The sequence below is a fragment of the Exiguobacterium sp. SH4S7 genome (genome assembly GCF_004336795.1).
Taxonomy (GTDB): Bacteria; Bacillota; Bacilli; order Exiguobacteriales; family Exiguobacteriaceae; genus Exiguobacterium; species Exiguobacterium aurantiacum_A.
This window is the reverse complement of record NZ_SJUT01000007.1, coordinates 26,804-50,540: the sequence shown is the minus strand read 5'-3', so window position 1 is coordinate 50,540 and position 23,737 is coordinate 26,804. Positions and strand designations below refer to the sequence as shown.

Annotated in this window: 29 protein-coding genes; 22 read left to right on the top strand and 7 right to left on the bottom strand. The window is 50.7% G+C overall.

Annotated elements, in window-relative coordinates; translation table 11 throughout:
- Positions 1-6: 6 nt before the first annotated feature.
- From EVJ29_RS12680 to EVJ29_RS12645, 8 genes are all read left to right on the top strand, one after another.
- Entirely contained in the window at positions 7-981 is a 975-nt protein-coding gene (locus tag EVJ29_RS12680; RefSeq protein ID WP_131505181.1) for a LacI family DNA-binding transcriptional regulator, read from the top strand.
- 146 nt (positions 982-1,127) lie between these two features.
- Positions 1,128-2,369 carry a sugar ABC transporter substrate-binding protein gene (locus tag EVJ29_RS12675; RefSeq protein WP_131466297.1) on the top strand — a complete coding sequence of 414 codons (1,242 nt, stop codon included), beginning with the start codon at positions 1,128-1,130 and terminating at the stop codon, positions 2,367-2,369.
- A 43-nt stretch (positions 2,370-2,412) separates the two neighbouring features.
- Positions 2,413-3,300: a carbohydrate ABC transporter permease gene (locus EVJ29_RS12670; protein ID WP_131466295.1), complete on the top strand. Its 888-nt coding sequence runs from the start codon at positions 2,413-2,415 to the stop codon at positions 3,298-3,300.
- 12 nt (positions 3,301-3,312) lie between these two features.
- Positions 3,313-4,206: a carbohydrate ABC transporter permease gene (locus EVJ29_RS12665; protein ID WP_131466293.1), complete on the top strand. Its 894-nt coding sequence runs from the start codon at positions 3,313-3,315 to the stop codon at positions 4,204-4,206.
- A gap of 121 nt (positions 4,207-4,327) precedes the next feature.
- On the top strand, positions 4,328-5,266 hold the full coding sequence (locus EVJ29_RS12660) for a DMT family transporter (protein WP_131505180.1): 939 nt from the start codon (positions 4,328-4,330) through the stop codon (positions 5,264-5,266).
- A gap of 18 nt (positions 5,267-5,284) precedes the next feature.
- The gene (locus tag EVJ29_RS12655) at positions 5,285-5,710 is read left to right on the top strand and encodes a DMT family transporter (protein ID WP_016510013.1); all 426 of its coding nucleotides are present in this window, start codon (positions 5,285-5,287) and stop codon (positions 5,708-5,710) included.
- 11 nt (positions 5,711-5,721) lie between these two features.
- Positions 5,722-6,381, top strand: coding sequence for a Crp/Fnr family transcriptional regulator (locus EVJ29_RS12650; RefSeq protein WP_131505179.1), 660 nt, complete (start codon positions 5,722-5,724; stop codon positions 6,379-6,381).
- Positions 6,382-6,393: 12 nt separating this feature from the next.
- A complete protein-coding gene (locus EVJ29_RS12645; RefSeq protein WP_131505178.1) occupies positions 6,394-6,867 on the top strand; it encodes a DMT family transporter in 474 nt (157 codons plus the stop codon).
- A gap of 3 nt (positions 6,868-6,870) precedes the next feature.
- Here the strand turns inward: EVJ29_RS12645 and EVJ29_RS12640 are convergent, their stop codons facing one another.
- On the bottom strand, positions 6,871-7,074 hold the full coding sequence (locus tag EVJ29_RS12640; RefSeq protein WP_071398978.1) for a hypothetical protein: 204 nt from the start codon (positions 7,072-7,074) through the stop codon (positions 6,871-6,873).
- 78 nt (positions 7,075-7,152) lie between these two features.
- On the opposite strand from EVJ29_RS12640, the gene EVJ29_RS12635 reads away from it, so the two are divergent.
- From EVJ29_RS12635 to EVJ29_RS12615, 5 genes are all read left to right on the top strand, one after another.
- Positions 7,153-7,650, top strand: a complete 498-nt coding sequence (locus EVJ29_RS12635; protein WP_071398977.1) for a hypothetical protein — start codon at positions 7,153-7,155, stop codon at positions 7,648-7,650.
- Positions 7,635-8,132: a hypothetical protein gene (locus EVJ29_RS12630; RefSeq protein WP_131505177.1), complete on the top strand. Its 498-nt coding sequence runs from the start codon at positions 7,635-7,637 to the stop codon at positions 8,130-8,132. The genes EVJ29_RS12635 and EVJ29_RS12630 overlap by 16 nt, the downstream gene beginning before the upstream one ends.
- Positions 8,129-8,938: an SMI1/KNR4 family protein gene (locus tag EVJ29_RS12625; protein ID WP_070329053.1), complete on the top strand. Its 810-nt coding sequence runs from the start codon at positions 8,129-8,131 to the stop codon at positions 8,936-8,938. Before EVJ29_RS12630 ends, EVJ29_RS12625 begins: the two co-directional genes overlap by 4 nt.
- Before the next feature lie 67 nt (positions 8,939-9,005).
- A complete protein-coding gene (locus tag EVJ29_RS12620; RefSeq protein WP_131466281.1) occupies positions 9,006-9,473 on the top strand; it encodes a hypothetical protein in 468 nt (155 codons plus the stop codon).
- Positions 9,474-9,499: 26 nt separating this feature from the next.
- Positions 9,500-9,985 (top strand): hypothetical protein, encoded by a 486-nt coding sequence (locus EVJ29_RS12615; RefSeq protein WP_131505176.1) that lies wholly within the window; start codon positions 9,500-9,502, stop codon positions 9,983-9,985.
- A gap of 237 nt (positions 9,986-10,222) precedes the next feature.
- On the opposite strand, the gene EVJ29_RS12610 is transcribed toward EVJ29_RS12615, so the two are convergent.
- The gene (locus EVJ29_RS12610) at positions 10,223-10,951 is read right to left on the bottom strand and encodes an AAA family ATPase (RefSeq protein ID WP_131490719.1); all 729 of its coding nucleotides are present in this window, start codon (positions 10,949-10,951) and stop codon (positions 10,223-10,225) included.
- A 9-nt stretch (positions 10,952-10,960) separates the two neighbouring features.
- Positions 10,961-11,686 carry a hypothetical protein gene (locus EVJ29_RS12605; protein WP_131505175.1) on the bottom strand — a complete coding sequence of 242 codons (726 nt, stop codon included), beginning with the start codon at positions 11,684-11,686 and terminating at the stop codon, positions 10,961-10,963.
- A gap of 144 nt (positions 11,687-11,830) precedes the next feature.
- On the opposite strand from EVJ29_RS12605, the gene EVJ29_RS12600 reads away from it, so the two are divergent.
- Genes EVJ29_RS12600 through EVJ29_RS12580 form a run of 5 tightly spaced genes read left to right on the top strand, consistent with a single transcriptional unit; the run spans position 11,831 to position 16,297 of the window.
- The gene (locus tag EVJ29_RS12600; protein WP_071398966.1) at positions 11,831-12,472 is read left to right on the top strand and encodes an efflux RND transporter periplasmic adaptor subunit; all 642 of its coding nucleotides are present in this window, start codon (positions 11,831-11,833) and stop codon (positions 12,470-12,472) included.
- Positions 12,469-13,152 carry an ABC transporter ATP-binding protein gene (locus tag EVJ29_RS12595; RefSeq protein WP_131505174.1) on the top strand — a complete coding sequence of 228 codons (684 nt, stop codon included), beginning with the start codon at positions 12,469-12,471 and terminating at the stop codon, positions 13,150-13,152. The genes EVJ29_RS12600 and EVJ29_RS12595 overlap by 4 nt, the downstream gene beginning before the upstream one ends.
- Positions 13,149-14,300, top strand: coding sequence for an ABC transporter permease (locus tag EVJ29_RS12590; RefSeq protein WP_236633540.1), 1,152 nt, complete (start codon positions 13,149-13,151; stop codon positions 14,298-14,300). The genes EVJ29_RS12595 and EVJ29_RS12590 overlap by 4 nt, the downstream gene beginning before the upstream one ends.
- 18 nt (positions 14,301-14,318) lie before the next feature.
- The gene (locus EVJ29_RS12585) at positions 14,319-14,993 is read left to right on the top strand and encodes a response regulator transcription factor (protein WP_131505173.1); all 675 of its coding nucleotides are present in this window, start codon (positions 14,319-14,321) and stop codon (positions 14,991-14,993) included.
- On the top strand, positions 14,990-16,297 hold the full coding sequence (locus tag EVJ29_RS12580) for a HAMP domain-containing sensor histidine kinase (RefSeq protein ID WP_131505172.1): 1,308 nt from the start codon (positions 14,990-14,992) through the stop codon (positions 16,295-16,297). Before EVJ29_RS12585 ends, EVJ29_RS12580 begins: the two co-directional genes overlap by 4 nt.
- 3 nt (positions 16,298-16,300) lie before the next feature.
- Here the strand turns inward: EVJ29_RS12580 and EVJ29_RS12575 are convergent, their stop codons facing one another.
- Positions 16,301-16,918, bottom strand: a complete 618-nt coding sequence (locus EVJ29_RS12575; protein WP_131505171.1) for a TetR/AcrR family transcriptional regulator — start codon at positions 16,916-16,918, stop codon at positions 16,301-16,303.
- A gap of 168 nt (positions 16,919-17,086) precedes the next feature.
- On the opposite strand from EVJ29_RS12575, the gene EVJ29_RS12570 reads away from it, so the two are divergent.
- Together EVJ29_RS12570 and EVJ29_RS12565 are read left to right on the top strand one after the other, a co-directional pair.
- Complete coding sequence (locus EVJ29_RS12570; RefSeq protein ID WP_131505170.1) at positions 17,087-17,815, top strand: ABC transporter ATP-binding protein; 729 nt, start codon at positions 17,087-17,089, stop codon at positions 17,813-17,815.
- The gene (locus tag EVJ29_RS12565; RefSeq protein ID WP_131505169.1) at positions 17,808-18,821 is read left to right on the top strand and encodes an ABC transporter permease; all 1,014 of its coding nucleotides are present in this window, start codon (positions 17,808-17,810) and stop codon (positions 18,819-18,821) included. The genes EVJ29_RS12570 and EVJ29_RS12565 overlap by 8 nt, the downstream gene beginning before the upstream one ends.
- 37 nt (positions 18,822-18,858) lie before the next feature.
- Here the strand turns inward: EVJ29_RS12565 and EVJ29_RS12560 are convergent, their stop codons facing one another.
- Both EVJ29_RS12560 and EVJ29_RS12555 read right to left on the bottom strand, forming a co-directional pair.
- Positions 18,859-20,358, bottom strand: a complete 1,500-nt coding sequence (locus tag EVJ29_RS12560; RefSeq protein ID WP_131505168.1) for a phytoene desaturase family protein — start codon at positions 20,356-20,358, stop codon at positions 18,859-18,861.
- Between the two features lie 210 nt (positions 20,359-20,568).
- The gene (locus tag EVJ29_RS12555) at positions 20,569-21,048 is read right to left on the bottom strand and encodes a DedA family protein (protein ID WP_131466262.1); all 480 of its coding nucleotides are present in this window, start codon (positions 21,046-21,048) and stop codon (positions 20,569-20,571) included.
- A 269-nt stretch (positions 21,049-21,317) separates the two neighbouring features.
- Here EVJ29_RS12555 and EVJ29_RS12550 point away from each other — a divergent pair, with 269 nt between their 5' ends.
- Complete coding sequence (locus EVJ29_RS12550; RefSeq protein ID WP_071398959.1) at positions 21,318-22,010, top strand: response regulator transcription factor; 693 nt, start codon at positions 21,318-21,320, stop codon at positions 22,008-22,010.
- A complete protein-coding gene (locus tag EVJ29_RS12545; RefSeq protein WP_161567356.1) occupies positions 22,007-23,080 on the top strand; it encodes a HAMP domain-containing sensor histidine kinase in 1,074 nt (357 codons plus the stop codon). Before EVJ29_RS12550 ends, EVJ29_RS12545 begins: the two co-directional genes overlap by 4 nt.
- A gap of 28 nt (positions 23,081-23,108) precedes the next feature.
- On the opposite strand, the gene EVJ29_RS12540 is transcribed toward EVJ29_RS12545, so the two are convergent.
- Entirely contained in the window at positions 23,109-23,729 is a 621-nt protein-coding gene (locus tag EVJ29_RS12540; protein WP_131505166.1) for an SAM-dependent methyltransferase, read from the bottom strand.
- Positions 23,730-23,737 lie beyond the last annotated feature (8 nt).

Here is a 23,737-nt window from a genome sequence, read left to right as displayed (position 1 = left end):
GAGGAAATGGCAGGAATCAAAGACATCGCAAAAGAGGCGGGCGTTTCGATATCGACCGTTTCGTATGCGCTAAACGGTAGTCCGAAAGTGACAGAAAAAACGAGGCAACGCATCATTAAAATCGCCGAAGAGTTGAACTACGTGCCAAACGCCGCGGCGCGTACGCTAAAGACAAGAAAAACGCATATCATCGGAGCGTTTCTCGGGGACTACTCCGGATCGTTCTACGGGGAGTTACTAAAAGGGATCAACCAAGAGCTGGCTGATACCGGCTATGAGTTGATCGTTTGTAACGGTCCCGAATCACATCGTCTGATGACTGAGCGCATGGTAGACGGGGCGCTCATCTTAGGGCATCGCTTCACCCAAGAACAAATTTTAGAGTTCGCGGATCGAGGCCATCCGCTGACGATGCTCGACCGTGAGATTGAACATCCGAACATCAGTTGTGTGCTACTCGATAATCAAATCGGAATGAATCAAGAGATGGACGCCATCTTGGAAACGAACCCTAATCAGATTCATCTTGTGAACGGTCCGGTCGGCAACCATGATGCTGTCGAACGACGGAAAGTCGTCGTTGATCGCGCAAACACAGCCGGAGTCGCTGTTCGAGAATGGAACGGCGAGTTTACGAAACGTTCAGGTATCCGGGCAGCGAGTGAATTGCTTGAAGTGATTCAAGAAGGCGACGCCATTATTTGTCTGAACGACGATATGGCACTCGGGGTTTATGACGTCTTGCAAAACTTTTCTCTCCGGATCGGGGAAGATATCTCGCTCGTTGGCTTTGATAAACTTGAAATCACCAACTATACTCAACCTCGAATCGCGAGTGTCAGCTACTCGAAGCCGGACTGGGGCAAGAAGGCGGCTCGTGCGTTGCTCCATTTGATTGAAGCGAAGGAAAATTCAAAACAGACAATCCCTTCAAAATTCATTAAAGACGCTTCAATCCGAAAAAAAAATAATAAAAAATAAAATACGTATTGTAAGCGGATACATTGTGAACTATAATGTTTATAGAAACGTTTAACCTGTTGATTTTGCAGTAAACCTTTGTATAAACATTATTTTTTTACATGATAATCGAAACGTTTCGATTATCGAGAAACGGAGGAATTCAGATGAAGAAATTAGGGTTAGCAGCGGTAGCGGGCACGGTAATCATTTCAGGTGTGTTGGCGGGATGTTCTTCTGGATCGAGCGGCGATGACGCGAATACAATCACGGTCTGGGCGATGGGCGAAGAAGGAAAAGCTTTACCGAAACTAGCAGAACAGTATGAAAAAGAGAATGAAGGTGTCAACGTCAAAGTACAGGCGATCCCTTGGGACACGGCGCACGATAAACTGTTGACTGCGGTCGCTTCGAAAAATGGTCCGGATGTCGTTCAAATGGGAACGTCTTGGATGCCTGAATTCGTAGAAGCGGGAGCACTCGCAGATATGAAAGACCTTGTAAAAGATTACCCGGAGCTCGATCCATCGAACTTCTATGAAGGATCGGTTGAAACGGTTCAATTCGAGGACGGCCTTTACGGAGCACCGTGGTATGTCGACACACGCGTTCTTTATTACCGGAAAGACGCGCTTGAAAAAGTAGGTTACCCGGAAGCACCGAAAACATGGGATGAATTAGAAGACGCTTCGAAAAAACTAGCGGCTCGTGACGGGGAAGACATGTACGGGATCACGTTGGACACGAACGACCAAATGCTATCGTTCATGTTCGCTCGTCAAAACGGTTCAGAGCTGTTGACAGAAGATCAAGAACCGCTCTTTGATCAACCGGAATTCATTGAAAGCGCAGAGTACTTAACTAATTACTTCACAGAAGGATATGCGCCAATCGATTTAGGGCTTGATGTCGTTCAAGCGTTTGGGGCCGAGGAACCGAACGTGCCGATGTTCATCAGTGGACCGTGGATGATCAACATCATCAATGACCAAATGCCGGACATTGAAGATAAGTGGGGTACAGCCGTCCTTCCAGCGAAAGAAAACAATATCTCGTTCCTTGGTGGATCGAACTTGAGTATTTTTGAGAGCAGTGAGAAGAAAGACGAAGCTGCGAAATTCATCGCCTATATGAGTAAACCAGAAACACAGACAGAGTGGATGGAGATGACGAAGTCACTTCCATCGACGAAAGCGACATGGGCAGAGAATGAGACGCTCAAAAACGATGAGAAACTCAAAACGTTCGGTGAGCAAATGGAAGCAGCAGAGCCGATGCCGATGATGACAACGTGGGAAAAAGTAGCGCAAACGTACTTGCAGAGTTTTGAGAAGATGTATCGCGGTGCGGCTACTGTAGAAGATGAAGCTAAGGTGTTCCAAGAAAAAGCGAAGTCGATTTTAAAATAAACGGAGGGGTACACCCCCTCTCGTTTTATTAAAGGAGAACCTTATGAAACAATTTCTTAATGATCGAGCGCCATATTTGCTCGTCGCTCCGACCGTTCTCTTGTTACTCATGTTCTCAATCATGCCGTTATTCATCGCGTTTTTCATGAGTTTTACAGACATGGATTTGGCGGGGATTGCGAACTGGGCAAACATCGAATGGATCGGGCTCACCAACTACATCGAAATCTTCAAAGATGAAGTGTTCATTCAAGCGCTATTGAATACGGTCGTTTATGTCGTCATTGGGGTACCGATTGTCATCGGTCTCTCGCTCGCGATTGCGATGTCGATCAATTTCGGGACTGGCAAAGTCTTCGAATGGTTCCGTGTCGTCTTTTATATGCCGTCGATCACGAACGTCGTTGCGGTCGCCGTCGTCTGGGGCTTCTTGTTTAATCCGCAGTACGGCCTCTTCAACTTCCTATTAAACACAGTCGGCCTTCCAGACGTACCTTGGCTCCAAGACCCGTTTATCGCTAAGCTATCGTTGATCATGCTCGCTGTATGGCGTGCAGTCGGAATCAACATGATTATTTTCCTAGCGGCGCTTCAAGGGATTCCACGCACGTACTATGAAGCGGCAGCGTTAGATGGAGCGAGTACGTTCCAGCAAATGTTCAAGATCACAATCCCGTTGCTCCGTTACGCGATTTTCTTCGTGACGGTCACGACGCTGATCGGCTGGATCCAGTTCTTCGAAGAACCGCTCATCATGACCGAGGGTGGACCGCTCAATTCGACGACGTCGCTCGCACTCTTTATTTACAACAACGGTTTCCAGCTTAGTAACTTCGGTTATGCGGCTGCCGGGTCCGTCGTACTGTTCATTTTGATCATCACGGTGACACTCATTCAGTTCCGTCTTCAAAAGAGCGAGAATAACTATTAAGGAGGGACATTCATGATTCCAAACGAAAAACCGGTTGCCGTGAATGTGAAGCGGGAGAAATTCTCGCCACTTCCCGACTTAAACCATAAACGAAAAGCCAAGCTGTCGCAGTTGTTCGTCGCGCTCGTTTTGACCGTCCTTGGCATCGCCTTCATGTTGCCGTTCTTCTGGATGGTGATCTCGTCCTTTAAAACGGATGCGGAAATCTTGTCGCTACCGTTGACAATCTTACCGGAAAACGTGACGTTCGAGCATTACATCGATTTATTCGTAAATTTAAACTTTTTGACGTATTTGAAGAATACGTTGTTGATCGTGCTTGCATCATTTTTCGGTTTATTGCTCACAGCAATGGCCGGTTATGCGTTTGCGAAGCATAAATTTAAGGGAAGTAACGTCCTGTTCATCGGTGTCTTGGCGACAATGATGATCCCGGGTCAGGTTACGATGATTCCAGTTTATTTGATGCTCAATCAAATGGGTCTTACGAACACGATGACGGGGATTGTCCTCCCCGGTCTCGTCGGGGCGTTCGGGGTCTTCTTGTTCCGGCAGTTCATGACGACGATTCCAGAAGAAATGTTAGAAGCGGCCCGCTTGGATGGAGCGAGTGAGTTTCGGATTTTCTTCTCAATCGTCTTGCCGATGTCAAAACCGATTTTGGCTGTACAAGGGATCTTAACGTTCATCGGGGCCTGGAACAGCTTCTTATGGCCGCTTATTATCGCTAACGACGAAGCGCTTTACACGCTGTCTGTCGGACTTGCGCTCCTCCAAGGGCAGCACGGTGGGAACTATGCGTTACAGATGGCCGGGGCCACATTTATGGTCGTGCCGATCATCATCATCTTCATGATTTTCCAAAAGTACATCATCGAAGGGTACAATATATCTGGGATGAAGTGAACCTTACGCCATGTAAGGTTCTTTTTTTATACTCAGGACATCGGTCCTTTATACTTTGGATGAGTGAGATGTACATTGAGATAATAACTTGCACTACATCATAGAATCGAGGAAACGAAATATGTTAGCCATTATTATTGGACTCGTGATCGGCATCTTACTACCGATACAGACGAGCGTGAACTCGCGTCTGCGTTCGATCGTCGGGTCACCGTTTGTCGCTTCGTTCCTATCATTCGCGGTCGGGACGATCTTTTTATCGCTCATCCTTCTTGTCTCTGGACAAGGATTCGGGTTCGACTCATCAATCTTTCAGCAACAGCCGATCTGGATATGGTCGGGCGGTTTGTTAGGGGTTATTTTTTTAACGGGGAACATCCTCTTGTTCCCACGGCTCGGCAGCGTCCAGACGGTCATCATGCCGATCTTTGGACAGATCGTGATGGGGCTGTTAATCGATCACTTCGGTTGGTTCAATTCGACCGTGAGCGTCCTCAAACCGTGGCGCGTGTTTGGGGCCTTGCTTGTTTTACTAGGGGTCGTCGGGACGGTCGCACTCACAGACTGGATCAATCGCCGACGTGGGAAATTTGTCATCGCGAACCGGGTGGAGACCGGTAACTTGAACGTCTGGCGTTTACTCGGAATCGGGACCGGGATGATGAGTGCGATGCAGACCGCCATCAACGGCTATTTAGGGACTGTGCTCGAGTCTGCGCTAAAAGGCGCGCTCGTCTCGTTTGTCGTCGGAATCGTCGCACTTCTCCTCATCTTACTCATCCTCCGGCCGAGCGTTGAATGGCGCGGGCTATCGGGACAACCGTGGTGGATTTGGCTTGGCGGGATCATCGGCGCGCTCTTTATCGGCGGGAACGTCTTGATTGTCCCGATGGTCGGGACCGGCATCGCCGTCGTCATCGTCATTGTCGGTTTACTATGCGGAAGTTTGCTGATCGACCGGTTCGGTTGGTTCGGTGCGGCCAAAAATCCAGTGACCGGGATTCAACTCGTCAGTTTGCTCGTCATGGTGCTCGGCATCATGATGATCCGCTTGTCATAATATAAAGGAGGGGATACGATGCGCGGAGTCTTGTTCGCCATCAGCGGCGGTTTCTTTTTAACGTTGCAAAGCGTCGCCAACGCACGAATCAGTTCACAGATCGGCACGTGGCAAGCCGCGACATTGACGCAAATGACCGGCTTCATCGTGGCGCTGCTCGTCATGCTGGCTGTGCGTGACCGGACGTATAAACAGATGCGACACGTGCACCCGCTCTATTTGTCGGGTGGCGCGTTCGCAGCTCTCATCTTGTTCAGCAACATGACAGCCGTCCATCAGCTCGGCGTCACGTTGACAATCTCCTTGTTTCTGATTGCGCAGCTCGCCCTCGCGCTCGTCATCGATTGGCGCGGCTGGTTCGGGATGGTACGCCGAGAGTTGAACGTGTCACAATTGCTCGGTGTCGCCATGATGGTCGCCGGCATCATCTTGTTGAAATGGTAGGAGGGGACCGGATGCTAGAACAGTATTTGACGCAACAAGAGTTACAAGTCTTGCCACAAGCGACACACGAACATTTCACGCTCGTCCGTTACGAGCCAGGTGCGACGATTTGCGCCCAAGGTGACGACGCGCACCACCTTCATTTTCTCGTCAAAGGCAAGATTCGCGTGGCGCATACGTCGGCAACTGGCAAACGCCTCGTACTGTCGTTCAAACGTCCGTTCGATTTGATCGGTGACATCGAATACGTGCGCCGGACGCCATATTTAAATACGGTCGAGGCGGTCACATCGGTCGAGATGCTCGTCATCCGGTTCGACGATTTAGCCCGGCACGCGGCGGACGATGTGGCGTGGCTCCATTACCTGCTAGAAGAGATCACGAGAAAGTTCGAGTTGAAGTCGCAGTCGATGAGTTTCAACTTGTTTTACCCGGTCGACGTCCGGCTCGCGAGCTACTTGCTGTCGATGACGCCGGACGAGCGTGCGCTCGGGTCGACGGTCGATGAGTTGACCGATATCGCTGACTTGATCGGGACGAGTTATCGCCATGTCAATCGGACGCTCAAACGCTTCGTCGAACAAGGATTGATCGAACGGGATCGTCGGTCGATCGCAATCATCGATCGCGCCGGGTTAATCGCTGCCGCAGGGGAGAGTATTTATGAGTGAGGGGGAACGACAATGGCACTTGGAATGATGCTCGCGGTCATGGGCGGCATGCTCGTCTGTGTACAAAATACGTTCAACGCCAACGTGAAACAACGGGTCGGGGCTTGGGCGACGACGACGCTCGTCCTCGCACTTGGTTTTCTCGCCTCGCTCTTCATCGGATTGATCAGTGAAGGCGGCGGTTTGTTTGATTTTCGTGACATGGAGACGTGGTACTGGTTCAGCGGCATCATCGGTGTCGGTGTCGTCATGAGCGTGACGCAAAGCGTCCAGCAGCTCGGTCCGAGTTACGCCATCTCGATCGTGATGGTGTCGCAAATCTTGTTCGCTTTGCTGTGGGATACGCTCGGCTGGTTCGGACTTGAGGCGATTCCGTTCACGTGGAAGACGGCGCTTGGCATCGTATTGATCGTCGGCGGGGTGCTGTTGTTCCAGTTGAGTGGGAAGAAAATAACCGCGCGCCAGCAGGTAAAACAAGTAGGTTGATCTTCAGAATGATTTACGACAGTTCGTACAAGTTTGCCCGTGTTCCTGCCGTCTCACGACGGTTTGGCAATGCGGGCATTTTGTCGTGTGCGAGGCGTTCGGTTGAATGAGTGAGCGTTCCTCGAACGATGACGGATATAAAGTATAGGAACGAGTCACAATAAAACCGACGATGCCGAGCAAGACGGCTAAAATGAGGATATCCATCGAAATCCCTCCTAATAATTGGTATGCTTGTTGTATATACGCGTCATGGATGGATTTGGTTTCAAAGGGGGAGATTGGATGATTACACGGAAAGAACGGACTGAAGAACTATATGGATTGGCTGAAAAGCAGTCTAGCATGGGCACGGCGCTTCGAATCGGTCTGATTGGTTTAGCCGCAGGACTATGGTTTTATGGGAATTTTTCGCTAACTCATAGTGCGATGTTTCTGTTTGTCACGACTATTGCGGTGCCGTTTAGCTATATGTCCTGGAGAAAGACGCGCACGCAGCTGTCGTTCAATGACAATCGTGCGTATCAAGGATTGATTCGAGTAAAAGGGATTGGGGACATCGCAATGTTATGGGGCATGTTCGGTTTAATGATAGGACATGAATTAAACTTCTTTGAACTATCGACGCTCAGCAGCGTGGCTGTCAGCATATTGGTCGTCCATTTACTGGCTGCGACGTTGATCGACAAACGATTGCTCCGCATCGATGACGAGCACGTCGTCGACAGTCTGTTCGGGCTGACGAAGCGGGAGCAGATGAAACGGAAATGGGACGAGAAGTGATGGTCGAGCATACAAATCGCTTGCTTCAATTGATGCGACTTGAACAAGTATCGATTCGTTTGTTTGGTCTGCTAGTCGCCGTCATCATCTTAAGCTCATTCTATCTTCATAGTCGGTATACGTTGACGAACGTTCAAGTGTTCGCGGCCTTTGTAGTCATTTACGCAGCACTGGTCTTATGGGGCTGGTCGCGGATGAAGCTATTGCTCCGCTTTAGTTCGGATAAGCTGTATCGCCGATATGTTCGAATCAACTTTTTATTCATCTTCATGACGGTAATCGGGCTCGCTATATTTGTTTGGGGCACAGTCATTCAAAACTTTCAAAACGTAACGTATTCATTGCTTGGTACGCTAATCGTTTTACCATTCCTATATTTTGAATGGTGGGTGAATGAGCGACTCAAAAAGATTGACCCAGAGCATGTGACGAATCAAGACATTCGCCAATACAGACGAATGAAGAAAGCAGGAGAACAATGATCATTTGGAACGATATACCGGACGACCCGAACCGGTTGCCCGTATTAACGGACGACGTATTGATTGAAGTGGAAGGGCGCCTTGGGGTGAAACTGCCGGACGATTATCTCCAGGCGATTCGTATCCAAAACGGGGGATATGTCGAACAGCGCGATTTGCCGATTGTATGGAATGGACAAGATGACATCGCCCTCGTCGATTCAATTTCTGGGGTCGGGAGTCACAAAGGGTTAATCGAATCGAGAGCCTTGTTGACGGAATGGGGTGTCGAGGATGACCAGTTAATCGCCTTCGCAGGCGATGGACATTTCTTCCTCGTGTTCGATTACCGTGAAGGAGCGACGCCAAAGATTGCCTATATCGATACGGATACGGAAGAGATTGATGTCTTGTTCGACTCGTTCAGTCAATTTAGCGAAGCGCTCACGACGGTCGACATGGGAGTACATGCAGAAATGATTCCAGAACCGGTCGCTGAAGTGAAGCAGAGGCAGTCACTCTTGGACGATGCACGACGTCTGCTTTATAGCGAAGAACCGAAAGAGAAACTGCACGGTGCGGTTGTTTGGTTCAATGAAGTGGACTCGCTCGGAGCGAACGAACTCGTTCGTGAACTGTTAACATGGATGGATCACGAGCTGTTACGAGATACGGCGACAAGCGTCATTCAAGAAGTCATCATTCGACGGAAGCCTTTAAATCAACAACTGTTCGAAGCATTTTTTGAGACGCTCCACAGGCAAGACGACGCCTATAGTAAACAACGTTACGAAGAGACGATGTACATTCTCGACAACGATATTTGAGTCGAGTGAAACTATTTGCTGTTCTCTTTCGTAAAAAAAGGTAATGAGATTTAATGAGGGGGATTTGATGGTTGACCATACGGTAAGACTTGAACGAATGATTGAAAATGACCAGAAGCGACAAAAACAGACGCTGTATCCGACATTCGGGTTCATTGCACTGTTCATCGTTTATTTCATGACAACGGAGGTTTTGTTGCTGTTGCCGATCATCTTGGTCGGACAGTTCCCGATGCTCTATAAAAGCTGGCACCGCATGAAGTTGTTGCTTACTTTCAACGACGCTGTCCGTTATCAACAAAAAGTACGGTCCGAATTTGGTTTGGCTGTCGGGAATCTCGTGTTTCTCCTGCTATTGATTACGAGTTCGATGCTTGGATGGATCACATTGCTTACATTTATCATCGTCATTATTGTCGGACTCATCACGTTCATGACGCTCGGTTTCCGGATCGACCGTGAGTTGAAAACGATTGACCCGCAACATGTGACAGGAATTGAACTCAGCAAGGTGCAACGTGAACGCAAAAAATGAAAGAACGTTTGATGGAGGCAGTGACTATGGTGGAAAAACAAGAACGACTGAAACAAATGGTCGAGAACGACCGCAACGTGAACCGGACGGCGCTATTGCTCACGTTCGCAATTTTAGGGGTCGCCTTTTACTTCATTTTCACGCAAGACATTAAAGTGGCGACGTTCGCCGTCATCATCATGGCGACCCAGTTGCCGAGTTTATATCGGGCCTGGCACCGGATGAACTTACTGCTCACCTTTAACGACGAGGCGCGCTATCAAAAGTTCGTCCGTCTCGAATTCGGCATCGTGCTCGCCAATGTCATCTTGCTGGGTATCTTTATCGCCATCGCCTGGTCGATTGAAGGCTCGCTCCTCGTCTTCGCGGGAATGCTTCTCGCCTTGTTCATCCCATTTATTTTCTTGTCGGTGTGGGTGAACCGGAAGCTTGAACTGATTGACCCGGAGCACGTGACGAACCATGAGTTGCGGACGGCGCATCGCGATGCGTCGAAGAATCGGTTTAACTAGAAGGAGATAAATAAATGCACCTCACAGATGGAATGTGGCAACTGATTAACATCGTTCTGACGTTTTGTGCAACGTGGATTGGTTTTATGGTTGTCTATCGCTGGATGGAAGACTAAAACCCAGCTTCTGATTCGTCAGAGGCTGGGTTTTCTTATGAAAACATACCGACTAAACAGCCACAGATGACCATACCAGCTGTATAAAACTTGAAGCGGTGTTTTTCCCAAAACGAGTCATTCACGTTGTCACCGCCACATCATCTTGAATGCCTTCGACCATCTTCACGAACGCCTCGTCGGGGTCGGTCGTCCCGGACGCGCGCAACCAGTCTCGGAAATCTCCTTCATACAGGACACGACCTTCATGGAGGAAGATGACATGGGACTCCAGCTGGGATAAGTCATGCAGTTGGTGCGTCGAGATGAGGCACGTCCGACCGTCTTTTACGAGTCGCTGTAAATGGCGCATGATGTTGATGCGTGACGCCGGATCGACGCCGCTCGTCGGTTCGTCGAACAAGTAGAGCGATCGTTTGACCGAGGCGAGCAATGTCACGAATAGCCACTTGCGTTCTCCGACCGACATTTTGCCGAGCTTCATCTTCCACAGATGCTCGAACAGCTCTTGTTCCCGGGCGGTCGTGAGTCCGTTGACATAAGTCGCTAGTCGCTTGAAGTCAGGCCGCTTTGTAAGTCGTCCGATGAAGTACGTGAGATCTTTTCCCGTTAATTCGTTGTGATACAAAATCTGTTGCGTTAAATACAGCATGTCAGACGATGGCACGAGTTGTAGCGAGGCCCGGTCGACTGGGAGCGTCCTTGTCATACAGTCAAACAACGTCGTCTTCCCGGCCCCGTTCAGGCCAATCAAGACGTTCAGTTTATTCGGATGTAGCGTGAATGAGACGTCGTCGAGCACGGGACGTGTTGCTTTCGGATAAGAGTAGGTCAAGTTTTGAATGTTCATCATTTCCTCCTAGCGTGTGACAGATGAGACGAGGTTGAAGTGATTCATCGCGAACAGGCCGACGATGACGTAACCGACAAGAGAGAGAAGTGTCGTAATCAGGTTAAACGAGACGTCGACTTGCGTGACACCATGAACGACGGCAAGCGACAGTTGAAGTAGGGCATAAAACGGATTGGCATAACCGAACCAGACATCTGGCTGTTTGACGGCTAAAAGGAACAGCGGATAAGCAAGAATGTTCGCAAATTTCATCAAACTTGATACTTTCACCGGTAGAAGCGTCAAGACGACACTCCCGAGCGCGAACGGAAAGCTGCCGAGCAACAGCAGGATTGGGCTCGCGAGCAAACCGAAAGTGAAATGACCGTGGACGAGCGTGACGACAACTGTGAACAGTAGGAGACTGATTGCGGCAAACAAGAGCTGGGCCAATAAGATGGCCAACATGTATGTATATTTGTTGCCGGAGATCATGACGTACGTCTTCATGAGACCGTATTCGCGCATTCGTGCGAGTTCGAGCGCAATCCCGTTCAAATAAGTCGCCAAGATGATGTACACCCAAAAGTACGACAAATACGTGGCGTATTCGGCAGACGTCATCGTACCGATATTTGGTGGACTGTACAGGAGGGCGACACCGAGCGGGAGTCCCATCGTTAAAAGAAATGGCACTTTATCCGTAAGGACGATTTTTGCGTACAGAAAGAAATAACTCGTGATTTGATGCATATATACCTCCGAGGTTGATGTGGATTAATTCGATATACGCATTTACTAGCATGATAGTTTCAATTATTTGTAAATTTATCCGTTCACACTTTGTTTATAACTTCTGTTTATCCTTGAGGTACAACCAAAAGGAGGAATTGACAGATGAACAAAAAACTGAAGTGGGGATTAGGTGGCGGTGCCCTGGCCATCGCGTTAGGAGCTGGCATTTTCTTGATGCCGCAATCGGTCGAATATAAGTCAGAGCAAGTGGCGACGGAGACGATTGAGAACGTCTATACGTTTGCCGGTCAGGTGACGACTGTCGGAGAAGATGCGACCGGACGACTGTTGATCGACGAGCGGGATTTAGGGAAAGTCGAGGAAGGTGATGCGCTGACGATCTATGCGAACGCATTGGACACTGAACTCGAAGGAACGGTCGAATCGATTGCCGATGAAGCGGAAGCATTGACGACTCCGGGCTCGTCAGCACGTTATGCGATGAACGTCACGTTGCCTGAAACGGACGGATTACGAAACGGGATGACGCTCGAAGGCTCGATTGTCGTCGAACGTGTCGAAGAAGCAGAGACGCTATCACTCGACAGCATCACGTTTGAAGAAGGCGACGCCTACGTGTACGTCGAGGGCACGGATGGTCCGGTGAAACGGCAAGTCGAGCTCGGCATCAGCGACGGCAGCCGCGTTGAGATTAAAGACGGATTAGACGAAGATAGCGTCCTCTTAATGGATGAGGCGACAGCTGGAGGCATCATGCCACCACAGATCGGAGGAGGACAATGAGCGCACTCATTGAAGTCACCGATTTGACGAAAGCGTACGGGGCGGGTGGAAACGAACAAATCGTGTTGAACGGGATCGATTTGACGGTTCACGACGGCGAGTTCGTCGCCATCCTCGGGCCGTCTGGTTCGGGGAAATCAACGCTTATGAACATTCTCGGTTGTCTGGACGGATACACGAGCGGTCGCTACAGCTTTGGCGACCGTGACGTGACCGGGTTATCCGAGACCGAATTGTCGGCGTTCCGCAATCAGCAGATCGGGTTCATCTTTCAACAGTTCAACTTACTGCCGCGATTGACGGCAAGCGAAAACGTCGAGTTACCGCTCATCTATCAACGGCTGTCGAAGTCGGAACGAAAAGACCGGACGCACCAGGTGTTGACGCGTGTCGGGCTCGGCGATAAACAGAACCATTACCCGAATCAACTGTCGGGTGGGCAACAACAACGTGTCGCCATCGCTCGGGCGCTCGTGACAAATCCGTCTCTACTGCTCGCCGATGAGCCGACCGGGGCGCTCGATCAGACGAACGGACGTCAAATTCTGAACTTGTTTCATGAATTGCATGCGGAAGGGAAGACGATCATCATGATCACACATGACCTCGACATCGCCAAAGAAGCGACGCGCATCGTCTACGTTCGGGATGGCCGTATCGAGAAGGAGGAACGACGATGATTCGAGAAAATATACGTATGGCTTGGCTGACGGTGATCAGTCATAAGATGCGCTCTTTCTTGACGATTCTTGGAATTGTCATCGGGACGGCGTCCATCATCACACTCATGACGGTCATCTCAGGTGTCACGTCCTCAATCAATGAAGAAGTCGCGACGTTCGGGGCGGACCGGATGAGTGTCCAAATCGAAGATGCGACGAAGAATGGCATCAGCGTAATCGAAGTAGAACGTCTCGAAGCGATTGACGGCGTCGAGTCGTTATCGCCTACGACAAGTCATCAAGCAGGCGTCTATTTGGGCGGTCAAACGACCGAACAGAGCGTCCTTGGGAAGAGTGACGCGTTCTTCTCGGATTCGACACTCGCTTCCGGGCGTGGCATCACGCCAGTGGACATCTCGGAGCGGACGCGCGTCGCCGTAATCGGCGATACGATTGTGAAGGAATCGTTCCCGACCACGTCGCCAATCGGTGAGACGATCACTATTGGCGGGATCCGTTACATCGTAGTCGGCACGCTCGCCCCGTCTTCAGAGTTTTCGATGTCGACGGACGAGACGATTGTCATTCCGGTGACGACCGCGCTTCACCAGTTTCATGTGAATACGATTTCGACGTTTGACCTGTACACGGAATCAGGACAATCTGAGACAGTAAGTGATGAATTGACGCAGCAGTTGACGACCGCATTTAACGGTCGGGACGCGTTTACCGTCACGAGCTTTGAAGACGCCCTCGCGTCCATCGACCAAATCAACGCCTTGCTCAGCATGCTGCTCATCGGCATCGCGTCCATCTCGCTACTCGTTGGCGGTATCGGCATCATGAACATGATGCTCGTCTCGGTGACGGAGCGGACGAGTGAGATCGGCTTACGAAAAGCATTAGGCGCGACACCGGCGAAAATTCGCCAGCAGTTCTTGTTTGAATCGGTGCTCTTGTCCGTCCTCGGTGGGTTGGTCGGTGTAGTGGTCGGCGCACTCCTTGCCTTCGGTTTGACCGTCGTCATGGGTGTCCCGTTCACGTTGGCTAGTTCGACCGTCGTTTTGGCACTCGGGTTTTCAGTCGTGATCGGTGTCATCTTTGGATATATCCCGGCCCGTAAGGCGTCCGCCTTGCAGCCGATTGAAGCGTTACGAAACGCATAAAGAAAGAAGGAATCTCGTATGGTCACGCTATTGCTTGTCGAAGATGATCCGGCACTCGGAGGTCTTCTGTTTGAATATTTGACGACAGCGGGCTACCGCGTGCTGTGGGCCGTTGACGGAGAGGAGGCGCTAGATCTGCTCGATCAGCAACCGGTCGACGTCATCGTGACCGACATCATGATGCCGCGTCTCGATGGTCGAGCGTTGACCGAGCAACTGCGGGACGCCGGTTACACGCTCCCAATCTTAATGTTGACCGCGCTCGAGACGTTGCCTGACAAGAAGAAAGGCTTCCGGGCCGGGGCCGACGACTATCTCGTCAAGCCGGTCGATCTAGAAGAACTCGAGCTCCGTATCGAGGCGATGCTACGACGAGCCAATATATATCGAGACCACCAGATTCAACTGAACGATTGCGTGTTAGACGAAACGTCACTGACGGTTATCACCCCGGTCGAGACAATCGAGGTGCCGAAGAAAGAGTTTGAGTTGCTGTATCATTTGGCGACGCATCTTAATCAAGTGTTCACGCGACAACAGTTGCTCGATCGCATATGGGGCTATGAAACGGAAAGTGACGTCCGTACGATCGACGTCCATGTTAACCGTCTCCGGAGTCGATTGAAGCATGTCGACGCGTTTCAAATCAGTACTGTCTGGGGACTTGGGTACCGTTTGGAGTTGAAGTCATGAAGCGATTCTTCAGCTCAATTTACGGACGTTTCCTGACCATCTTCTTCGGGCTGTTGCTCATCCCGATCTTACTGACGCTGACGCTCTTCTTGACGTTCCAAATGAATGCGTTGACGTCGCAAGTCGAGACGATGCTCGTTGAACGGGCCGAGAGCATGCTGACGGCTTCTGAGCGTTATGAATTAGGAGCCGATGAGGTCATCGACTTGTTTTCCGAACGGACGCTTATTGTCGAGACGGACCTCTACGCGGCAGCAAGTTGGTCGGTCGCGGAGCGCGCGCGTCTTGAACGAGGCGACGTGCTGACCGTAAGCGACGAGCGATTGCCTGCCGTCACGCTTTTAATCGATCGGACTGTCGTGACGTTGTCCCCGAACGCGGACGAGAACCCGGTCACGATTTTCCGCGATCTATCGTTTCAGACGTTGTTGCTCACGGCGCTCGTCTCGAGCGTGCTTGTCTTGTTCGCGGTCCGGCTCATGACGAGACGGATCGACCGGGTGACCGAGGCGGCAAGTAAAGTCGCTTCTGGTGATTTGACGGTACGGGTACATGACGGCGGGGACGATGAGATCGGCAAGTTGGCGAGTCAGTTCAATCAGATGACCGAGACGTTGGCGACGAACGAGTCTAAAAACGAGGAATTGACGGCGATCATGGCGCATGAATTCAAGACGCCGGTCGCCTCGATCCTAGGCTACGCGACGCTATTGAAACGGGCTGACGTACCGACGGAAAAACGAGTCAACTATGCGACAATGATCGAACAGGAAGGCAAGCGGCTGTCGCGGTTGTCACGTGACTTGCTGCGCCTTGCCAAGTTGGATCACTCGGTCGTCGGATTAGACGTCAGCCGCTTCTCGCTCAGTGAACAGATGCGGGAAAGTATCTTATCGTTTGAACGAGAGTCGAGTCGCAAACGGTTGAACCTGATCGCTGAGCTTGATGAAGTCGAGATGGTCGGCGATGCCGGACTGCTGCACCAAGTGTGGATCAACCTGATCCAAAATGCGATGACCCACTCTTATGACGGCGGCACGATCCGCATCAAGCTCATGCAAACGGCGGAATCGATTGTTTGCGAAATCACGGATGACGGGGAGGGCATGACCCCGGAACAAGTGAGCCGTATGTACGAGCGATTCTATCAGGCCGACCCTTCGAGACATCAAGGCGGGTCAGGACTCGGTATGGCGATCGTTCAAAAAATCGTCACGTTGCACGGTGGTCATGTAGACGTCACGAGCGAATTGAAGTCAGGGACGACGGTGCGTGTGACGCTTCCCGATCAAAAAGACAGGTAGCTGCTACCTGTCTTTTTGTCTGTCCGGCTTCAACCCGCCCGCGACGAGCGGTCCTTCAAACGTGATCGTATAAATGATGCGCGCGATGTCCTCTACCGTTTCAGTTCGGTCATTGTAGAGCCATTCATAAATGACGCCCATATGGGCCGATGAGATATAGGAGACTAAATAATCGGGCGGGACGAGCGACTGCGTCTCGTCGAACAATACGGTCGGGGAACGGTGAAACAGCGCCGTGTACATGTAGGCGCGGAGTCTCGCCTGGAACTGCGGGTCGCCGTTCGGACCGAGAAGCGGTTTCATCAAAATCTTATTTTGCTCGATGAACCGGATGAACGGGACGAGCAACTGATGGGGAGCGGAGCCTTTCTGATTGCCAAAGACGTTCGGCAAATTTTTGATGAGTTTTGTTTCGGCCTCATGAAAGATCGTTTCAATCGATTTCTCCATGAGATCGTACTTATCCACATAGTGGCTATAGAACGTACCCCGGTTGATGCCGGCGCGTTCCGTGAGCGCCTTCACCGTGACTGCTTCAAATCCTTGTTCTTCGATCAATTCGAGCAACGCCTGTTTGATCAACTGCTTCGTCCGGACGACCCGTAAGTCTGTCTGTTCCATATTTTTCCTCCTTTATCCAACACATTATCGCCGTCTGTTGGAAAACCAACACTGTGACCGAGATTGATGATTGTTGACCGTTCGAGCGCGGACTATACTGAACGTATAAACCAACACGGTGTCTTTTAGTCCAGTGTACACGAGGCAGACATCGGGAGGGAGTCCAATATGAATATTCAACTGAACGACGTCAGTAAATCGTTCGGTGACCAACTGGCCATCGATCATATCGGCTTCACGATCAACTCGGGCGATATCTGTTGTCTGCTCGGTCCTTCGGGGTCGGGGAAGACGACGCTCATCCGTTTGATGATCGGCGCATTGGCGGCAGACAAAGGATCGATTCGAGTCGGTGAGACGGTGATGCCGAACATGAACATGCTTCATAAGATTGGGTTCATGCCGCAAAACGATGGACTGTACGACGATTTGTCGGGTGAGGCGAACCTCGAGTTTTTCGGCTCGATTTATAAACTCGGCAAGGCGGCGCTCAAACAGCGCATCGACGACGTGCTCGCCCTCGTCGACTTGTCGGCTGACCGGAGAAAGCTCGTCCGTAATTATTCGGGCGGGATGAAGAAGCGGCTGTCGCTCGCCATCGCCATCCTTCATCAACCGGACGTCTTGTTTTTAGACGAGCCGACGGTCGGGATCGACCCGATTTTGCGCCGCCAGATTTGGGATCAGTTTCAAATGATTCGAGCCAGCGGGACGACGATCATCGTCTCGACCCACGTCATGGACGAGGTGCTCGAATGTGACCGGGCCGCGCTCATCTACAACGGGCGCTTGATCGCCTATGACACGGTGACGCACTTGCTCGAGCAGACCGAGAACGGCCGTGTCGAGGAACTGTTCCTCATTGCCGGACGAGAGGAGGCGAAGCGCGATGCGTAACTTGGCGAAACGGGTCATCTTTCAGACGTTGAACGACAAGCGGAGCGTCGCCTTGATTTTGATTGCCCCGCTCCTCATCCTCACACTCGTCTACTTCTTACTCGGCGACTCGGATTACGTGCCGGTCGTTGTGCTCGACGAGGCCGCCCAGCAGCAGCTTATCGACGCGTTCGAAGCCGAGATGCTCGACGTGCGACTCGATACGGTCGAGGAGCCGGTTGCTTATTTGGAAGACAATAAAGACGTCGATGCCGTCTTCGAAGCGGGACAGGCGGGTACCATGATCACGTTGCGCGAACCGTCGACGAAATCGTCGAAAGCGGTGCGTGAGATCCAAGCGGCGTTGTCGGCGCTCAATCCGGCGGCCGATATCGAGATGAATTACGTATACGGAGAAGAAGGACAGTCAACGTTTGATTCGTTCGGCTACGTGTTCTTGTCGCTGTTCTCGTTCTTCTTCGTCTTCATCCTGTCGGCGATGGCGCTCGTCAAAGAGCGGAGCGGGGGCACGCTCGAACGGCTACTCATGACCCCGATCAAACGCGGACAAGTCATTTTAGGGTATACGCTCGGCTATGGCGTCTTCGCGGTCGTGCAGTCTGTCTTCATCGTGCTCTATACGATTTATGTGCTCGGGCTGACGTCGCTCGGGAACATCGGGTGGGTCATGTTCGTCATGCTGCTCATGGCCGGGACGGCCGTCTTGTTCGGGGCGACGATTTCGGTGTTCGCCCGCTCGGAGCTCCAAGTTGTCCAAATGATCCCGTTCACGATCATCCCGCAAGTGTTCTTCTCAGGATTGATCCCGCTCGACTTGATTCCGTACGGGCTCGGCAATTTGAGCTACGCCATGCCGATCTTCTACGGGGCGACGGCGATCAAGGAAGTGATGGTGTACGGGAGCGGTTTCGCCGGGATCTGGGGTTATGTGCTCGGTTTAATCGTTTACGCAGGCGTGCTTTATTTATTGAATATGCGGGCGCTCGGGAAGTATCGTGGGCACTAAAAAAGGATTCGAGCGTGGGCTCGAATCCTTTTTATGATCAGTTTTTAACGCCGTCACGCTTCGCGATCTTGTCGCTCACTTGTTGACCGCTCAGTGTCACCATCGGCATGCCACCGCCAGGGTTCACGGTGCCGCCGACGAAATACAGGTTGTTGTACAGCTCGCTTTGCTTCTTATGCTTGAAGCCGCCGTTCCGTTTTTTATCTGCGACGGTGCCGTAAATCGCGCCCCGGTCCGATCCATACGTGCGTTCGATGTCATGAGGCGTCCAGACGTCGCGCGTCACCGTGTTGTCTCGTAACCCGGCCAAGCCCATGCGTTCGAGCTTATCGAGGACGCGTTCTTCAAACGCCGCATACTCTTCTGGTGTGAACGGTTCGTCTTGGATGTACGGGATGTGCGGCAGGATTTTAATGTTCTCATGTCCTGCCGGCGCCTGTGTCGGGTCGGTCTTATTGACGTTCACCAAATAGATGGTCGGGTCGTCCGGTAGCTCGTGTTTCTCGAAGATCTTATCCATCTGTTCGTGCAAGTTCTCGGAGAAGAAGAAGTTGTGGTGTCCTAAGGCCGGATACTCTTTTTTGACGCCGAGATGAATCACGAAGCCAGAACTCGCCGGTTCATACTTTTTCACGAGCTTGTCGACATAGTCTTCATCCGCATCGACCATCTTTTGATAGAACGGGATGACTTCCATGTTGGAGACGAAGTAATCGGCTGACCGAAGTCGGCCGTCCTCGAGCTCGATGGCGGTGATCTTCTCGTTGATCGTATGGGCGCGGACGACACCTTGCCCCGTATGGATTTGGACGCCGATCTCCTCGGCGAGTTTCGTCAATCCTTCGGCCAATTTGTGCGTACCGCCTTCGACGTACCAGCAACCTTGAGCGTACTGCATATAAATCATCATGTTGAGCACGGCCGGGGCGCTGTAAGGAGACGAACCGACGTACTTGACGTAGTAGGAGAGCATCGTCCGTAAATGCGGGTTGCTGATCCGTTTCGAGATCCCGTCGTACATCGTCGACGTCAAGTCAAATCCGAACAACGTCGAAAACAGGCCGGTCTTCGCCACCGCTTCTAGCGGCGATTCAAACCCTTCCTTCAAGTAACTCTTCTCGGTCGTATGGTAGATGCGCTCGGCATAGTTCAATAGTGCCCGATACTCTTCCATGTCTTTATGTGACAGCGTCGGATTGGCACGCTCCATCACGTCGAGGTCGTGATATAGATCCAATACCGTGCCGTCCGGGAAGAACGAGCGCCACTCGAGGTCGAGACGTTTGATCGGCACGTAGTCTGCCATCCGCTTGCCGCTGCCCGTGAATAACTTTTCAAAGATTTGCGGCATCGTTAAAATCGACGGACCGAGGTCGAAGCCGAACCCGTTTTGCTCGAGCCGATTCACTTTCCCGCCGATATGGCCGTTCTTTTCATATAAGGAAACCTCATACCCTTGTTGAGCGAGAGAAATGGCCGCTGACAAGCCGCCAAGTCCTCCCCCGATCACAATCACAGACTTGTTCACGTTGTTCATATACCGTGTCGCCTTCCTTCCAACATCTATTTTGCATACATTCAGCTTTTAAGTACTTTGCCGTCGGTCGACAGATTCCCTGCCTTGACGAGGAGGGGAAGATGCAATTCTGCACATTCAACATATAAACCGTTGGCATTCGATTCTTCTCCGTATACATACCCGTTTGGATACGTTTGGAATCTGAATGTATGAAGTGAGTGGCGGCCGTTAAAGGGAAAGAATCCAATCTTTCGTTTGATGGAAAATCGGGACGCGTTCAGCTAACTGAATCACGGTGAACCACGCACCGGTATAACCAAGCGCGGATAAGACGTTATAGAACGTATACGTTCGAAACGACAACGAGGTGAATCCGGCGACATAGTGGATCGGGTGGCGCAAACCAGGAATAAAGTAGGAGACAAGAATGACGCGTGCTCCGTATCGTGCATACAGCGCCTCGGCTCGTTTTAAATAACGCGAATCACGTTTTGAAGTTGGGATGAATCGATTCAATCCGCGGCCAATCAAATAAAACCAACTAAAGGCAAACGTGAAGACCATCCAAGTGGATATGAACACGATCCATTCGGGAACTGTCGTCACGGCTGTAATCGTCAAATGGGTGACCATCAAGACGTCATCGGACAACGGTGTAAACATGATACCGATTGCGAGCACCACGTATTGTGTAAGTATTGTTTCCAATCGAGTCACTCCTTCTAACGTCTAGTATGGAGCGATAAGCGTAAGAAGTGTTTAGCAGAGTCTTAAGAAATGTTAAGAAGTTCAACAGAATGCGTTGTGATGCGCTCGGTACACTTCATATAGGTATATAACTAAAACGTGAATCTGCATGTTTTTGCCGTTTCACAGGCGAAAGTGTATGGGAAATGTAAAAGATGCTACGCTAGTTGAACAAGATGAATTCAAAGTTCGTCTGTCAACACGTAGTGCACGAAGTGAGGGGGGAGAGAATGCGTCCACAACCGACAATTCTGATTGCCGATGACGATGAGGCGATCCGCGAGTTGCTCGCCATTTATTTAAAAAATGAAGGATACGCCTTGCGATTTGCAAAGACGGGTCAAGAAGTGCTTGACGTCGTCGCACACGAAGCCATCGATTTACTCATCCTTGATTGGATGATGCCCGTCATGGACGGCATCGAGGCCTGTATTGAAATTCGCAAGACGCAGTTCATGCCAATCCTCATGCTGACAGCAAAGACAAGCGATTTGGATCTGATGCAAGGCATCTCGATTGGTGCGGACGATTACATGAAGAAGCCATTCAATCCGCTTGAGGTGACACTTCGCGTGAAGTCGCTACTTCGACGCTACCGGGACTACGGTGCTGACCAGTCGGCCCAGTCCGGCGTGCTCATTTTTGATGACGTCACACTCGATATTCAAACAAGACAATGCACGAAAGGGGACACCTCGATTCGGCTGACACCGAAAGAGTTTGATATCCTCGCCTACTTCATGCGCCATCCGAACCAAGTGCTGACGGTCGAACAGATTTATGAGGCGGTTTGGGGAGAAGACGCGTTTGAAGTCGACAATACGGTCATGGTCCATATCACGAAAATTCGCGAGAAGATTGAAGAGACGCCGCGGAAACCTTCGTACATTAAAACGGTATGGGGCGTGGGGTACCGCCTATGAAAAAGCGACAGTTGGACCGGTTACTCGTTAAATTAATCGGGATTATCCTAATCAACGCCCTCATCGCCACGATTGCGTTTCTAATTATGGGCTATTTGATTAGCTTGTATTATATTCAGAACGAGACCACACCTGATCCGTTGATTTATAATCTTGCTTTCTTAAGCGTGACATTTATTACAATTATCATTTTTGTGATTGGCTTTTCATTGATGACGCGAAAGACGCTGCAAAAAATCACGGATTTATCAAACGAGATTGAACAAATCGCAAACGGAGATCTTGGACGAACCGTTGAAGTGACGGGGCGAGATGAACTCGCTACACTTGCAGAGAGCGTCAACCAAATGTCGAGGCAGTTGCATCAATTGTTCGAGAAAGAACGGTCGCATGAGGAAGAACGAAATCAACTGTTCTCTAACTTGTCCCATGATTTACGTACCCCGTTGACGAGCGTTCGCGGCTATGTTCAGCTACTCCAAACTGAACGGGAATGGACAGATCAAGAGCAAAGTCACTTCAACGTATTACATGAAAAAACGGCACAGCTCGAACATCTTCTCGATCAACTGATGGATGTGAATCGGTTGTATTCCGCACAAGTGACGTTATCGAAACGTCGCTTGAATATCAGCTTGTTGACGAGCCAATTGGTGCACGAACTACAACCGTTGTTTGCTGAAAAGGGATACCGTTTAATCGTGAACATCCAACCGGAAGTCTACGTGGAAGCTGACCAAGAGCAGCTCATCCGTGTCTTTCAAAATTTGATGTCGAATGCGTTAAAATATGCGACAGCTGAAAATCCGATTGAACTGACACTCGTCCAACAGGAAGCAGTGGTTGAGTGGCAACTCTGTAACGGGACGGCACAACAGACGATCGATGCGATGGATCAATTGTTCGACCGGACATACCGTGTCGATGCATCACGAGGTGAGACACCAGGCGACGGGCTCGGGTTATCGATCGCACGTCAAATCATGTTGCTTCATGAGGGGACGCTCACGGTGCATTCACCGGAAGCAGGACGCATTTGTTTTCGGGCGTGCTTTGCGCTTCGTATGTAAACAGTTGTCGATAGACAAAAACATCGAATCAGCTTTCGCTTGATTCGATGTTTTTGCGTTTTTGACCGATGTATTGGATGATCGCGGATGTCCCTTGATGAAATTTCCCCTCGTGTCGTTCCACAACACCTTCAAACAAGCGGCACGTGTTGAGTGAGCCGGTGAAGGTAGAGAAATCATGCGCTGTGTATAAGAGCGTCTTTTCTTTTGGTCCGCCTGTCCCATAAGCGAGTTGCTCTTCACTATACACTTCTGTCACGAAGTAGCCTCCTGGCTTCAATGCCCGCGTGATCCCGGTAAAGACGGCCGTTTTCACTTCTTTCGGGAAATGACCGTATATACATAAAACGGCATCGTAAGCCTGTTCAGGCCAGTTCGCTTCAGCCAAATCGACGAGACGGGTCTGCAGCGTCACGCCGCGACGTTCGGCCAAACGTGTGGCTTTGTCTAACCCGACTTGCGAATAATCCCACATTTCGACGTGGAGTCCTTGCTCCGCGAGCCAAACGGCGTTTCTGCCTTCTCCCTCGGCGATTGCGAGAACGGTCATTCCTTTTTTGAACAAGTGCGCTTGTTGCTTCACGAACTCATTTGGTTCTTCTCCATAGACATACTCATCCGTATCAAAACGTTGATCCCAAGTTGACATGTGATGTT